The organism is Pseudomonas sp. CDFA 610 (assembly GCF_021147865.1).
Classification (GTDB): domain Bacteria; phylum Pseudomonadota; class Gammaproteobacteria; order Pseudomonadales; family Pseudomonadaceae; genus Aquipseudomonas; species Aquipseudomonas alliivorans.
This window is the reverse complement of the sequence record NZ_JAGTPM010000014.1, coordinates 111688-125235: the sequence shown is the minus strand read 5'-3', so window position 1 is coordinate 125235 and position 13548 is coordinate 111688. Positions and strand designations below refer to the sequence as shown.

13 protein-coding genes are annotated in these 13548 nt (G+C 61.5%); 3 read left to right on the top strand and 10 right to left on the bottom strand.

The window, feature by feature from the left end; all coding sequences use genetic code 11:
- Window positions 1-107: 107 nt before the first annotated feature.
- Together KDX39_RS24190 and KDX39_RS24185 are read right to left on the bottom strand one after the other, a co-directional pair.
- Window positions 108-785, bottom strand: coding sequence for a type 1 glutamine amidotransferase domain-containing protein (locus KDX39_RS24190; protein WP_099228416.1), 678 nt, complete (start codon window positions 783-785; stop codon window positions 108-110).
- A 165-nt stretch (window positions 786-950) separates the two neighbouring features.
- Window positions 951-2165 carry an aldose 1-epimerase family protein gene (locus KDX39_RS24185; RefSeq protein ID WP_099228417.1) on the bottom strand — a complete coding sequence of 405 codons (1215 nt, stop codon included), beginning with the start codon at window positions 2163-2165 and terminating at the stop codon, window positions 951-953.
- Between the two features lie 211 nt (window positions 2166-2376).
- On the opposite strand from KDX39_RS24185, the gene KDX39_RS24180 reads away from it, so the two are divergent.
- The gene (locus KDX39_RS24180) at window positions 2377-2970 is read left to right on the top strand and encodes an NAD(P)H-dependent oxidoreductase (RefSeq protein WP_231662076.1); all 594 of its coding nucleotides are present in this window, start codon (window positions 2377-2379) and stop codon (window positions 2968-2970) included.
- 17 nt (window positions 2971-2987) lie between these two features.
- On the opposite strand, the gene KDX39_RS24175 is transcribed toward KDX39_RS24180, so the two are convergent.
- On the bottom strand, window positions 2988-3287 hold the full coding sequence (locus tag KDX39_RS24175; RefSeq protein ID WP_231662075.1) for a DUF7693 family protein: 300 nt from the start codon (window positions 3285-3287) through the stop codon (window positions 2988-2990).
- Window positions 3288-3344: 57 nt separating this feature from the next.
- Window positions 3345-4277: a hypothetical protein gene (locus tag KDX39_RS24170; RefSeq protein ID WP_231662074.1), complete on the bottom strand. Its 933-nt coding sequence runs from the start codon at window positions 4275-4277 to the stop codon at window positions 3345-3347.
- A 145-nt stretch (window positions 4278-4422) separates the two neighbouring features.
- Between KDX39_RS24170 and KDX39_RS24165 the strand changes: the two genes are divergently transcribed.
- Complete coding sequence (locus KDX39_RS24165) at window positions 4423-5337, top strand: LysR family transcriptional regulator (protein WP_231662073.1); 915 nt, start codon at window positions 4423-4425, stop codon at window positions 5335-5337.
- Here the strand turns inward: KDX39_RS24165 and KDX39_RS24160 are convergent.
- Entirely contained in the window at window positions 5297-6493 is a 1197-nt protein-coding gene (locus KDX39_RS24160; RefSeq protein ID WP_231662072.1) for a TDT family transporter, read from the bottom strand. The genes KDX39_RS24165 and KDX39_RS24160 overlap by 41 nt on opposite strands.
- A gap of 126 nt (window positions 6494-6619) precedes the next feature.
- On the opposite strand from KDX39_RS24160, the gene KDX39_RS24155 reads away from it, so the two are divergent.
- Window positions 6620-7516, top strand: a complete 897-nt coding sequence (locus KDX39_RS24155) for a LysR family transcriptional regulator (RefSeq protein ID WP_231662071.1) — start codon at window positions 6620-6622, stop codon at window positions 7514-7516.
- 54 nt (window positions 7517-7570) lie between these two features.
- Here the strand turns inward: KDX39_RS24155 and KDX39_RS24150 are convergent, their stop codons facing one another.
- From KDX39_RS24150 to KDX39_RS24130, 5 genes are read right to left on the bottom strand one after another with little or no spacing between them, the layout of a single operon-like run.
- Complete coding sequence (locus KDX39_RS24150; protein WP_231662070.1) at window positions 7571-8992, bottom strand: lipid II flippase MurJ; 1422 nt, start codon at window positions 8990-8992, stop codon at window positions 7571-7573.
- A 14-nt stretch (window positions 8993-9006) separates the two neighbouring features.
- Window positions 9007-9828, bottom strand: a complete 822-nt coding sequence (locus KDX39_RS24145; protein ID WP_231662069.1) for an acyltransferase — start codon at window positions 9826-9828, stop codon at window positions 9007-9009.
- Window positions 9825-11240, bottom strand: a complete 1416-nt coding sequence (locus tag KDX39_RS24140; RefSeq protein ID WP_231662068.1) for an O-antigen ligase family protein — start codon at window positions 11238-11240, stop codon at window positions 9825-9827. The genes KDX39_RS24145 and KDX39_RS24140 overlap by 4 nt, the downstream gene beginning before the upstream one ends.
- Window positions 11240-12340 carry a glycosyltransferase family 4 protein gene (locus KDX39_RS24135; RefSeq protein ID WP_231662067.1) on the bottom strand — a complete coding sequence of 367 codons (1101 nt, stop codon included), beginning with the start codon at window positions 12338-12340 and terminating at the stop codon, window positions 11240-11242. The genes KDX39_RS24140 and KDX39_RS24135 overlap by 1 nt, the downstream gene beginning before the upstream one ends.
- Window positions 12324-13547 carry a glycosyltransferase family 4 protein gene (locus tag KDX39_RS24130; protein ID WP_231662066.1) on the bottom strand — a complete coding sequence of 408 codons (1224 nt, stop codon included), beginning with the start codon at window positions 13545-13547 and terminating at the stop codon, window positions 12324-12326. Before KDX39_RS24130 ends, KDX39_RS24135 begins: the two co-directional genes overlap by 17 nt.
- Between the last annotated feature and the right edge of the window lies 1 nt (window position 13548).

Here is a 13548-nt window from a genome sequence, read left to right as displayed (position 1 = left end):
CTCCAAATAGATGGACTCTCTGGGTATTGGTCAACGTGGCGCGCCCAAGATTCGATTTATCGTGATGACGACCCGGCAACCGCACAGGCAGTGCCGGGTCCGTCTGGTCAGCTCAGCAGGGTAATCAGATCCTTGGCTGTCTGAGCCGAACTGGCCGGGTTCTGGCCGGTCACCAGCTTGCCGTCGGTGAGAACATGGACGCCCCAGTCATCGGTCTTCGAATAGTCGCCGCCCAGTTCCTTGAGCATGTCCTCAACCAGAAAAGGTACGACATCTGTCAGGCCGACGCCTTCTTCTTCGCTGTTGGTGAAGCCGGTAACGCGACGCCCCTTGACCAGCGGCTCGCCGTTTTCTGCGCGGACCTTGCGCAGCACGCCGGGCGCATGGCAAACCAGCGCGTGGGGTTTGTCGGCCCTGGCGAAGGCTTCGATCAGCGCGATGGACTTTGGATCTTCCGCCAGGTCCCACAGTGGGCCATGGCCGCCCGGGTAGAACACGGCGTCGAAGTCGTCGGCTTTTACGTCAGCCAGGCGGCCCGTATTGGCGAGCGCCTGCTGCGCGGCAGAGTCTTCACGAAAACGCTGGGTTTCGGCGGTCTGTGCGTCTTCCTCATCGCTCTTGGGGTCCAGCGGTGGCTGTCCACCTGCAGGCGATACCAGCGTGACTTCGGCGCCGGCGTCCTTGAAGACGTAGTAGGGCGCCGCGAATTCCTCGAGCCAGAAACCGGTTTTCTTGCCGGTATCGCCCAGTTGGTCATGTGAAGTCAGAACCATCAGGATTTTCATGAGTGTGCTCGTCGTTGAAGGAGTGAGAGGGTGTAGACAGACGAAAACGTCAAGTGTTGTGCGCAATGCTGAACGTGAATGAAACAAGGCCGGATTCGACGTCAATGCGTCGAGATCCGGCCTTGTCATGCAGCAACGATGACCGCCTGCGTCAGGCGCGAGCGATCATTCCTTGGTCAGGTCCACCAGCGGCTCCTGACGCACTTCGGTGTCTCGGCCGTCCTGAATCGTCTTGATCTGGCCCAGTGCCTTGTCGACGGCGCCCTTGTCCGCCAGCAGGCTGTAGCTGATCTGGAACTGGCGCTGCTCCTTCGGCGCGATGGTCGGCACCAGATTCAGCGGACGCTGGAAGCGGCGGTTGTAGGAAAAGCTGGTGCCAGGCTCAAGACCCGTCACATAGCCCTGGCCCTTGGTGTCAGTGTTTTTCCACAGAGAGAACACTGGCAGCTGCTGGGTATTGAAACCTACCGCCACGCCCAGGCTGCCTGCCTTGTTGTGCAGCACAGTGACAGTATCGCCCTTGGCATCGCCGTACGGCACGATGTTGTAGACAGTTTCGTCGTAGTCCGGAGTCGGCCCGCGGTAGGTCTGCCAGTCGCCCAGATCACCCTTGGCCTTTTCGTTGAACGGCGATACCTGCTTGACCGGCGCTTCGAAGCGCGCGCCCTGTTCCAGAAATGGCGTGCTGAAGTTGCTGTGGTACAGCGCCTGATATTCCTTCGGATAGTCGCCGTTGTTGGTAAGCGTGTCGTTCAGCGAGAAGCGGGTGCTGCCTGGCTCGGTGACCAGTTCGGTCTGAACCGAGAAGTCGACCTTCTTGAACGCCTGCTCCTTGAGTTCGCCCTTGAGGCGGATCGCGTAAGGAGGCTTCTCGTCAATGTGCAGCGTCACCTTGCTGGCCGGGATATTGGCGGCGCGACCGTGCAGGGTCAGCAATTCGCCGTTGTCCATGCCTGGATGGCCGACCCATTCGTAGCCGCAACGGGTAACCAGTTCGTTGAACCCTTCCAGCCAGCCCAGTCCACCGCGACCGTTGAGTTCGATGAACGCCGGGTTGACCACATCCTTGACCGGCGAGTCCCAGCCCATGCGCACATCGCCAACCGAAGCCTGCAGCACGTTCATGCCGCGCGTCGGCACGACCGAGAGCTTCATGGTGCCATTGTCGATATCGATGATGCTCACGCCTTCCTGGCGACCGCCATGCAGGGTGCGCAGGGTAACGGTGAACGGCTTGTCGGTCTTGACGCCCAGTTGCTTGCTGGTGATCTGCTGGTTCTGCGCAGCCTTGTCGGTGTCGAGCAGAACGTAGTCCCAGGCAAAGGCGCTGGACGCGAGGGAAAGGGCACTGAGGCCCGCCAGCAGGGGAAGGGTTTTCATGATGCTTTGTCCTTTTGACTTATTGGAATTATGGGCGTGCTGGACTGGATTAAACGTTTCAGCAGTCAGCGGAGTCTAGCCAAAGTCGCGGACGCTGTGGAGCAGAATTTAGCCGTATTCGTGCACACGCGCTGCGGATTTGCCCAGAAGCGCTATTTTGCTTTGTCAGGTACATAAGGTAGTACCGGCTATCCATCATCAGGAGATTCATGTGCACGCGCTTATCATCGTTGCCCATTACGACCCTGCATCGCTCAGCCAGAACGTCGCTCGTCATGTTGCGGTGGGGATTTCACAGACTGGCGCCGGTCACAGCGCCGAAATCGTCGATCTGTTTGCCGAAGGCTTCAAACCGGTGTTCACCGTGGATGATCACAGGGTACATCGCGAACAGGCCCGCCCACCCGCCGACGTGCTCGCCGAACAGGCACGGATCGACCGTGCCGACGCGTTGGTGCTGGTGTATCCGATTTATTGGTGGTCGATGCCGGCTCTCATGAAAGGCTGGATCGACCGCGTATTCATCAGCGGCTGGGCATTCGACTTCAGCCCTGACACAGGTCTGGTGAGAAAGCTCGGGCACATGAAGGTGCATCTTGTCGGAGTGGGCGGTGTCGACGCAGACACTTATGAAAGACACGGTTACGAACAGGCCATCAAGACCCAGATCGACCACGGCATCTTTGGCTATTGCGGCGCGCCTGTCCTGCAATCAGCGTTGTTGCTGGATTCCGAGACCGCGGACCCTGCCGTCACGCTGGCGAGGGCGCTTGAGCTGGGGCGCGGGGTGTTTTCGCAGACGTGACGCGGCAGGAATCATGATCAATCCATCTGACCCAGTAGGCCCTCGATCTGCGCCTGCTCCCATCCACTGAGCAGGCTCACCGGGTCGGTGCGTGGCCAGTCTTCGGCGGTTCCTTGCTGGCCGTCTGCATTCAGGCAATGCAGGCAACCCGTCACGCGACTGCCCGAGATTTCCAGCGTCAGGCGCCAGCCTTCGATGTCGATCCTGATCGGATTCGACTTGCAATCATCGAGGCGGCGCAACGAACGAACACCCAGCGCTGCCTCTTTCAAGCGTTGATAGACCTCACGGGCGCTCAGGGTTGAAGTGGATCTCATGGGTATCCGCGATCAGGCTGAAAAGGGCGATCAGCATAGAAGCCGGTCGTCCTGCTGTCACTCGGCGGGTGTTTCATCGGGCCGGGTTGCACCGAACAGCGTTTCGACTTCAGGCTGCGTCTGGTTGATAGCGCCCAACTGCCGAATCAGTTCGGCCTGACGACTGCCCCGTATACCGGCTGTGGTCATGGCCCCGTCACGTACGTAGGTGTAGACGCCGCTGACGCCAAACGGGGTGATGTGGCTGACGTGGGCACTGATGCCATGGGTGAGTGCCTTGAAGCGTTCGCTGGCATAGCAGGTGCGCCGGGCCCAGGCGGATTCGAAGGTCAGTTCCATGAACACGATGTTCAGGCGAGGCTCGCTGGCGTAATGAGCGACGTCCGGGGCCGGTGGGGCGGGCTGGTCGTTGTCGTAGGGTTCTGCAAGGTGCAGGCGCAGTTTGAGTACGTCGTCCAGACCGGCCAGATCGCGAGCCAGGGTGTCGATGGCCTGGCGTGCGACGGCAAGGTTGTCGGGATTCAGATGAAAGTGCAGGTGCAGGCGATCCAGTGTCGAGGTTTCGTTGGGGGACGGGTCGGGCAGGCGATCCATCAGCGTGCTGGAACCGTCCGGCACATCATAGGCCAGGGTCTCCTCGAACATGTTCTGCTCATCGGAAAACAGAATCGAGCTGGCTTTCTGGAAGCGCTGCTGGTCTTCGGCCGATAGAAAGCCGATCTCCACGCCGCCATCCAGCACGTAGCCTTCCAGTGGCTTGACGCCTTCGATGATCGGCCAAAGATGAGCGTCCTGTTCGCGGGACAGGTGGTGTTGCACGTACCAGCCAAGGCCATCGAGACGTGCGCACAAAGGGCCGTGCACGTCACGCCAGTAAGTGGCGAAAAGTTCGTGGGGCACGCCGGGCCTGCGCAGTACCGTGGTGTAGGTATTGATGACGATGCGCCGGTCGCGCGCGCCGTGGTTGTCGGCGAAGTGTGAGGTGTGCATGAGTAGGCTCTGCGCTGAAGTGTCTGAATGAGGCGCTTCAGCGGCCGCTTTAGTTCAAGGAATTTGCCCGGCGGGTGACCACACACAGTCTGCCTGGGCGGACCAGTCGCGCTATCATCGGCGAACCTTGCCAGCGGATAGCCTTATGCAGTTGCCCGATCTGAACCTGTTGATCGCCCTTGATGCCTTGCTCGATGAAGGCAGCGTCGTGGGCGCGGCGCGGCGCATGCACTTGAGCCCGGCGGCCATGAGTCGCACACTGACGCGGATTCGTGAAGCCACCGGCGATCCTGTGCTGGTACGTGCCGGACGCGGGTTGGTGCCTACGCCGCGTGCGCTGGCCATGCAGGCGCAGGTGCGCGAATTGGTCGAACAGGCCGCGCAGGTGTTTCAGGCCCGCGATGAAGTGGAGATGAGCACCCTGGAGCGCTGCTTCAATGTGCGCTCCAACGACGTGTTCTTCGGCTCGTTCGGCGCGCGTGTGCTGGAGGCGATCCGCGCCGGTGCGCCCGGATGCACCATGCGGTTCGTGCCCGAAGGAGCCGACGACGATGATGCGTTGCGTGAAGGGCGGATCGACCTGTACATCTCGTCACGGCTCAATTTCGGTCCGGAGATCAAGATTCAGAACCTGTTCAACACCCGCTTCTGCGGTCTTGCGCGTGAAGGGCATCCCATCTTCGACGGGCCGATCACACCCGAGCGATTCGCCGGGTTCGATCACGTCAGCGTGTCTCGCAGGGGGCGTGCTCGGGGGCCGATCGATCCGGCACTGGCAGAGCTGGGCCTTGAACGGCGTATCGCGCTGATTACACCGCATTTTCACTCGGCGATTTTCGGGGTGGCCGAGTCCGATCTGATCCTGTCGTTGCCTGAGCCAGTGCTTTGGGGCCTGAAGCAACTGGGTCTCAAGATGCGTGCCTTCGCCATTCCCCTGGCGCTGGAAACCGTGTCGGTCAACCAGGCCTGGCACCCGCGCTTCGACAAAGACCCGGCGCACCGCTGGCTGCGCCAGACCCTTAAAGAGGTGTGTTCGGTGCCTCGGCAGATTGACCTTTAGCGCGGCTGTTCTGGCAAGTGGCAATACAAGGTGAAACGAACAGATGACCTTGCCATGCGCCTGCCACCGTTCGGGTTGCAACCAGCGTCCACATCAGCACCAGCAGGGCGACCAGCGCCATGCCGAAACGGTCGAAGAAGCCCAGTTGCAGGGTTGACCCCAGTTTCAGCGTGGCCAGCGCATATACCCCAAGCGGAAAGGTGAAGGCCCACCAGCCCAGATTGAACTCGATACCGGCCTTGAAATAACGCAGCGTGATCAACGCAGCCAGCGCCATCCACCACAGGCCGAGGCCCCAGAACAGCGTGCCGACAATCACGCCGATACCTGCGGCCACCTCGCCGACCGACGCCAGTCCGTGCGCGACGAACACCTGAGGTGCATCGCTGCCCATCACCAGCATGCCCAGCGCGCCCGTCCCGATGGGGCCCAGCGCCAGCCAGCTCGAGGCGGCCATGCTTTCATGAGGCAGTTTGTGCAATGCCAGGCGCAGCAACAGGATCACCAGAATGCTCAACGCCACCGGCACCGAGTAGGCCCAAAGCACGTAGCTGGTGATCAGCACGGTGAATTGCGAGGCGGTGTCGGTGAGGTGCGGGGTCAGCAGGCCGCCGCAGGCAGCGGCAACTTCTGCTGCGACCACGGGCAACAGCCAGACAGCGGTCATCTTTTCGATGCTGTGCTCCTGGCGTGTGAACATCATGAACGGGATCAACACACCGCAGGCCATGGCCATCGCCACATCCAGCCACCACAGGGCTTCTGCTACTGGGATCACCCCGTCACCCCAGCGCTCGGGTCCGAACACCAGGAGACCGCTTATGATCGTCGCCAGGCCCATGGGGATCGTGCCGAAGAACATCGACACCGTCGAATGCCCGAACACCTGCCGCGCTTCATCGAAGAACAGCAGCCAGCGGCTGGCGTACATGACGCTGAACAGCACGAACAGGCCGATGTTGAAGAGCCACAGGACTTCGCCCACATTGCGCAGCAATGCGATGTCGCCGGGCAGTTGGGCAAGCGCCAGCGATAAAACGCCTGTGCCCATGGTTACGGCGAACCAGTTGGGGGTGAATTGCCTTACAGCTTCGCGCGGGCTCGATAGCGAGGCGAGGGGAGCAATGCCCTCTATGACGGTTGCAAGCCTGCTCATGACGTTCTCCTGTGGGCAGCGGTGATTGACCGGCGCAGTCTACGGGTGTGCGAATAATTCTCTAAACGGGTAATCTCGATTCCAGTTACCTGTTATTCAGGTAGATACGTCTACGGGAGTCATCGTTTGAAACTCAACCTGCGGCAGTTGCAAATCTTCTGCGCCGTTACCCAGCACGGCAGCACCATTGGCGCAGGCCTTGCCGTGTCACTTTCGCAATCGGCGACCAGTGCCGCCTTGAACGAGCTGGAAGGCGCGTTGGGTACCCGGCTTTTCGATAGGGTCGGCAAGCGGCTTGTTCTGAACGACAATGGACATGCGTTGCTGCCCCAGGCCCGGCAGATCCTGGAAAGTGCCCAGCAGATCGAAGACGGCTTCCTGTTGCCCGATGCCGGTCTGAAAACCCGGTTACGGATCGGCTGCAGCAGCACCATCGCCAATTATGTTTTGCCACAGATCGTTGCGGCGCTGCGTACTTCGTCGCCTTCCTTGCGGGTGGACATGGACATCGGCAACAGCGCTCTGATTGCTCGCAAGGTGGCGCAATTCGAGATCGACATGGGGATGATCGAGGCGCCGTGTCATCTGCCCGAACTGATCGCCGAACCCTGGCTGGTCGATGAAATGGTCATTGTTGCCGGACGTGATCACCCGCTGGCTGTGCAGAAGCAGGTGTCGCTGAGTGATCTGCAACACGCCGAGTGGCTGTTGCGCGAGCCCGGTTCGGGGACGCGTGGCGAGGTGGAGCATCTGTTACTCAGGCACCTTCATGACCTTGAAGACATGCGTCAGATGGGCAGCTCGGAAGCGATCAAACGTACCCTGGCTCAAGGGATCGGCATCAGTTGTCTGTCCCGCCGGGTAGTGGCTGACCTGTTGGCGAGCGGAGAGCTGCAGTTGCTCAACAGCCCCTTGCCACCGCTGACCCGCCGGTTCTTCCTGATTCGTCATCGCGACAAGTTTGTCTCGACCCGTCTGCAGCGGTTCAGTGAGCAATGCAGGGAATCAGCGGGTGAGGCGTGATCAGAGGAAAACCCGCCTTCAATGGTCAGGCGTCTGCCACGCGACAGCGCTGCTTCAGGCCTGATCAATCACGACTCGCCACGGCTTCAGCCACAGCGCCAACCCCACCAGCAACAGCGCGCCATAGGTGCAGCTAAGCCCCAGCTGCAGCCAGGTATCCTGCAACGGATGCAGCATCAGCGCAGCCACGGTCATCAACCCTGCTGCCAGCAGCCAGTGACTGCGCCACGGAAGAACGCTCAGCAGCGACTGGCGGCGCATCAGCAGCAGGCCGGTCACCAGTGCGCCGCCCAGCGCGGCGATGGCGATGCCGGTCAACCCGAACATAAGCGGCAACAGGCCCAGTAATACGGCGTTGCACAGGCTGCCGATCAGCTCACAGTTGAGCGGCAGGCGCGTGTCTCCGGCAGCATAGGCGTAACGCGCCAACAAGGCATTCCAGGCGCCGAACATCAGTGGCACGGCAAACCACGCGAGCAAGCCCGGCAGCGGACCGTCGTGGGTCTGGTTGGGCAACAGCAGAACCACCAGTGCGCCCGCTGCGCCGATCAGGCCCGTGACGGCAGGCAGGGTCAGCAGTGTCGCGCTGCCCAGTCCCCGTTTCAGCAAGGTCAGCCGTTGATCGCCCGCGCTGCCACTCATCAATCCCAGCAGCACCTGATTCAGGCTCATCAAGGCGATCAACGGCAGGTTGATGAGCTTGCGCGCCAGATTGACCCAAGTCACAGCCCCTTCACCCAGCAGCGATGCGACCATGCGTTCCAGCAGCGCCAGGCCCTGACTGGCCATATTGCTGCTCAACAGCGGCCCGATGCGTTGCAACAGTTCACGCACCACACCCGATTCAGCCTTCCACTGCCAGGGTCGCCAGCCTGAGCGATACAGGCTCGGCAACAGCACGGCGGGCATCAGCAGGCTGCCCGACACGCAGGCGCTGGCCAGTCCCGTGGGGGTGGCGGCATGGCCGAGAGTGGCGAGATAGATCACCGGCGGCAGGTTGAACAGCAACGACCCCAGCCCTGCCAGCACAAATCGCGAGCGCGCCTGCAGCGGCACACAGAGCAGGCCGTGCAGCATGAAGCCCGGCGCGCACCAGGCCAGCCAGCGCAGGCCACTGCTTGCCTGGGCGTAGCCGTCTGCATCCAGACCCGGTCCGATCAGGCGCACCAGCAGACCGGCACCCACCACCAGCAGCGCGCTGAGCAGGACGCCAGCCAGTGTCAGGCGCGGCACCATTGCGCCCAGCCAGCGTTGTTGCCCGTCCGCTGAGCGTTGTTGGTACAAGGGCAGGGCCGCGGCGCTGAGCAGCCCGGCGGCCAGCGACATGCGCAGGGCCTCCGGCAGAAACATCGACACCAGAAACGCATCGCTTTGCCCGCTGGCACCCCAGGCGGCAACCAGCAGCCACTCGCGGGCGAAGCCAGCCGCCAGTCCAGTGAGGGTGGCCAGGGTCAGCCACAGTGTCGAACCCAACATGGTCGTCGTTTCTGTCAGTGAAACAGGGTGAACAGGCCTTTGCCGCCCACCTTGTAGTTGAGATTGCGCGCGCGCTCGCCTTTGATTTCGGCATTCGGACCGCTGACGATGGCGTAGGGCGGCACCGGCTTGGAGACCACGCTGTTGCCGCCGACCACGGCGCCTTCGCCAATGTCGGCCCCGAACGACAGCAAGGCGCGGCTGCAGATCCACGCGTAGTCACCGATGAACACCGGACCGCCTACGGCCCAGAATTCAGGCTCGTTGACGTCATGCCCTCCGGCGATGATCAGTACGTGGGAAGCGATGGTGACGTGATCACCGATCACCAGACCGCCCCGTGCATCCAATTGGCAATGCCAGCCCACCGTGGTGTCGTTGCCGATGCGCAGGCTGTCCACGCCCAGCACTTCGGTATTGCGCCACACCGTCGAGCCCTTGCCGATCTTTGCGCCACCCATGCGCAACCAGAGCAGACGCAGGGTGTGACTGGGGATCTTGCAGATCAGGATGTTGTACACCTGCTCCCAGATGCGCAGCATCCGGTCACGCAGGGTCGGCCAGTTGATGCCGTACAGCGGGATCAGTGCGCCGAGGGTTTCGCTGGCCAGCAGGCGATAAAAGCGTCGAGCCAGCGGCGGCTCGATTCTGGGTTCGATGTTCAGGTAGCAGATGAACGACAGGGTGGTGTCCTTGATGCGCGTCTCGAAGCACACTTCGTTGTCCAGCATCCATTGATAGGTGGATTGCAGCTCTTCAAGCGGCACACCCATCTTGCGTGCGTAATCAGGCAGTGCGTCGCGCAGATTGTGCGAGTGCATCATGCGATGTTTCATGTGGCGGCTCCCTGCTCGGGTAAGGCGACGGGGGATGGTTGCGGTCTGGCGGCTACGGCACGCAGGCGTCTGCTTTCATGCAGGCTGATGCCGATGAACAGCCAGAACAGCGCGACCAGTACGCTGGTAAAACTGAAATAGTGGTCGAACAGGCCGCTGCACAACGCAGCCAGTACACCGCTCATGCAGCCAAGGCTGATGGCGTTTTCCGGTGTCAGCACGATTCTGCCAACGGGCGGACGCACTTCCTTCCACCAACTGACCGTGATGGCGATGAACAGCAGCATGCCAGGCAGGCCCATCTTGTAGATGAAGTTCAGCCACAGGTTGGAGATCCCGAAATCGGTGTAACCGAGTACCGGCGGGTCGGTCTTGAAGCCGATCCCGAACGGGAAGGTGGCCATGGCATCCGGGAAGTGGCTGTACTCCAGAAAGCGAATCGCGGTGCTGGTGTCGTCATCGGAAAACAGGCCCATCAGGCGTTCCTGAAGCGGCGGATAGAACATCATCAGTACCACGCCTGCCGCCGCACCGCCCATCAGTATCCTCCCCAGATGCGGAATGCGTCGGCGGGTCATCCACAGCATGACGATCACCAGACTCACCAGCGCGCCGCGTGATCCGGTCAGCAACAGCCCGAGGGCACCCAGCACCGCGACCGACAGGCCCAGTGCACGGGCGGAGCCTGTGCGGGTCATGCCGAAACAGAACGCCAGCGGCAACAGCATCGCCAGTGCGCCGCCGGCCACGTTGGGGTGCATCCATGGCGAGCCCATGCGGCTGGACAGCGACAGCAAGGCCTCACCCAACACATCGGCACCGCTGTAGCCCATCACCCTGAGGATGGGCGTGATGCTCAGGGCCGAACCGCTGAAGACATAGATCGGGATCGACAGCAGCAACAGCATCAGCGTGCCGCCTAGCAAAGCGATGACAAGCTTTTCCAGCGTCTGCAGGTCCACCAGCAGGCGCGGTACCAGAAACAGAACCGACAGGTTGAACAGCCAGCGCACCCAGTTGATCGGACCGTTACCTTCAGCCACCACGGTCAGTTCGCCGATCAGGAATGGGAACGCGCTGAACATCATCAGCGCTACCAGCAACCGTTCGGTGCGCAGCATTTTCGGAATCCGGGCCTGTTGCTGGATCACGGCCTGCAGCAGGTAACTGCCCCAGGTCAGCATGATCAAGGCTTCGGACACCGTGGTACGGATGCCGATCTGTACGGTGGAGTAGGGAATGAACGTCGCGATCACCCCAAACAGCAACAGCCCGCGTACCGGACGTCTGATGATGGTGATGACCGACGCGGCACCGACAGCCGCCAGCAACACGAACGGCACCGGCAGCATCCAGATCATCACGCCGAACAGGAGACTGAAAAACAGTCCTATGGGCATGGCCATCGGCATCAGCGAAGCTCCTCAAGCGTGGCATGCACCTGCTTGCAGAACGCGTCGAGGTTGTAGCGGGCTGCCCAGTCTTTCGATACCACCGGATCTTCTGCGGGGGCGTTCGACAGCGTGCCCATCAGGTGAATCAGGCCGGCGCTGTCGGTGGGCGAAAAATGCGGGCTGTCGGGCGGCGAGATTTCATCCAGCGACGAGCCGGTCGCAACGGCCACGCGGGTGCCAACGCTCAGCGCCTCGATAACCGGCAGGCCGAATCCTTCGCACAGTGACGGTTGCCACAGACGATCCGCGTCGCGGTAGACGGCATGCAGTTCGGCATCGCTCAGGCCGGTCAGTACATGCAGGCCCTGAAGCTGACGCTGGGCCTCGGTCAGCGGTTCGTCACCGCCGACCAGCACCAGATCCGGCGTGTCAACGAATTGCATGCGCGCCGTTTGCCAGGCATCGACGAACCATCTGATGTTCTTGCGCGGCTCCCGGGTGCCCACGCACAGCCAATAGCGCTGCGGCAGTTTCAATGAACGGATATCGGCCGCTTCACCTTTGAAACCCTCGACGAGCAGCGGCACGATGCGAATCTTGTCCCGCGCTTTGGGAAAAAGACGCAAGACTTCGCTCGCCGTGTAGCTCGACGGCACCCAGACCTGATCGGCAACCCGGATCGAGTGGGCAATCGAGAGGTAGTCAGTCAGTCGATAGACACGGGCCTTGAGGCGCGATCCATGGTTGTTCTGCTGAGTGATCTGAAACACATCGTGAAGCTGCAGCACATAACGCAGGCCCTCCGGTTTACGACCCAGCGGCAGCCCCATATTGATGTTGGCGAAGTAAATCTGGATATCCGCGTCGCGCAGGGCACGCGGCAGGAATAAACCTTCGAAGCGCAGCCGGTCCGGGATCCGGTGTACCGAGTTCAAGGGCGTGGCCCACCGCGGCGCATGAATCAACCGCCGGATCGGATGGTTGTAAGGGGCCACGCCGAACAGTTGCAACTGAACGTCGGGATGAGCGCGAAACGCTTCTTCGAGCGCGAAGTTCTGGCGGCCGATGCCGCTGACGGGGTAACCGGCTGCTGCGCGGTAATCAAGTCCTATACGCATGAGCGCGATCCTTGCCTGTGTGCGTGAGTCGGGTGTAGATGACTTCCAGTTGTGACGCCGATACTGACCAGTCGTGGTGAGAGCGCGCGTACACGCGCGCGGCTTCGCCGATTCTGTCCAGGCGCGTGGGCTTGTCGATGTTATCGATGATCAAGTCCGCCAGCCCTGCGGCCTCTTCACTGCCCAGATAATGCTCACCGTTGTTGACCGCCAGCCCCGAGACGCCCTGGCTGGTGGTGATGATGGGCAGTCCGGCGGCCATCGATTCCAGTGTTTTGAGTTTCGAGCCGCCGCCCTGGCGCAGCGGGGCGAAAAAGATCGCTGTGGTGGTCTGCAATGCGCGCAGGTCTGGCACGAACCCGAGCCATTCGATGCGTGGATCCGGCCAGCGCTCGCGCCACGACTCAGGCATCGCAAAACCGCCGATGGCAAAGTGTACGTCGGGCGATCTGGCCCAGACCTGGGGCATGATCTCGTCCAGCGCCCATTCGATGGCGTCGATGTTGGGACCGTATTCGTAATTGCCGATGTACAGCAACCGACGGCTCGTGCGGTCGGCATGGACGCTGGCGTAGTAGCCGCAATCCACACTGTTGACCACGAAAGACGTGGCCTTGCCACTCAGGCGTGAGAGAACTTTGGCATCGTCTTCGGTTACGGCGACCAGTTCACCCGCCTGACGGAAAACGCGGGTCTCCCAGCGGCGATAACGCCAGCGGTCATACACCGCGAACGCGTTGGCCCAGCGCGGTATGCGCTCGTAACTGGCGGCGCCGAGGTCTGATTCGACGTTGTGTTCGGTGAGCACGAACGGTTTGCCCGAGCGTTTGAGCGCCTGCTCGAAAGGCTGGAAGGCATAGGTGTGCTGCAACTGAATCACGTCCCAGTCTTCACGCAACAGTTCTTCGAAGACCTTTTCCAGTTTCGGCGCATAACCGTTGACGCTGGCAAGCATTGGCGGTTTGGCCAGCGCGACGGCCAGCAAGGTCTTGAGACTGTGCAGAGGGCGCCGCTCGATAACGATCAGCCGCTCCAGCCAGGGCTCGAGTGCCGAACGGCAGCTGTCATCCAGCGCCGTCTTGGATTGCACCAGCAAGGTGATGCGATGGCCGCGTGCGGCCAGATTGCGCAACAAGTGATATTCCCGGGTCTTGCCGCCACTGGTGGTGGGCCAGGGCAGGTACGGGAGCGTCCAGAGTATCCGCATG

Coding starts and splice junctions, on each gene's coding strand:
- KDX39_RS24190 (WP_099228416.1), bottom strand. CDS start 785: ATGAAAATCCTGATGGTTCTGACTTCACATGACCAACTGGGCGATACC.
- KDX39_RS24185 (WP_099228417.1), bottom strand. CDS start 2,165: ATGAAAACCCTTCCCCTGCTGGCGGGCCTCAGTGCCCTTTCCCTCGCG.
- KDX39_RS24175 (WP_231662075.1), bottom strand. CDS start 3,287: ATGAGATCCACTTCAACCCTGAGCGCCCGTGAGGTCTATCAACGCTTG.
- KDX39_RS24170 (WP_231662074.1), bottom strand. CDS start 4,277: ATGCACACCTCACACTTCGCCGACAACCACGGCGCGCGCGACCGGCGC.
- KDX39_RS24165 (WP_231662073.1), top strand. CDS start 4,423: ATGCAGTTGCCCGATCTGAACCTGTTGATCGCCCTTGATGCCTTGCTC.
- KDX39_RS24160 (WP_231662072.1), bottom strand. CDS start 6,493: ATGAGCAGGCTTGCAACCGTCATAGAGGGCATTGCTCCCCTCGCCTCG.
- KDX39_RS24150 (WP_231662070.1), bottom strand. CDS start 8,992: ATGTTGGGTTCGACACTGTGGCTGACCCTGGCCACCCTCACTGGACTG.
- KDX39_RS24145 (WP_231662069.1), bottom strand. CDS start 9,828: ATGAAACATCGCATGATGCACTCGCACAATCTGCGCGACGCACTGCCT.
- KDX39_RS24140 (WP_231662068.1), bottom strand. CDS start 11,240: ATGCCGATGGCCATGCCCATAGGACTGTTTTTCAGTCTCCTGTTCGGC.
- KDX39_RS24135 (WP_231662067.1), bottom strand. CDS start 12,340: ATGCGTATAGGACTTGATTACCGCGCAGCAGCCGGTTACCCCGTCAGC.
- KDX39_RS24130 (WP_231662066.1), bottom strand. CDS start 13,547: ATGCGGATACTCTGGACGCTCCCGTACCTGCCCTGGCCCACCACCAGT.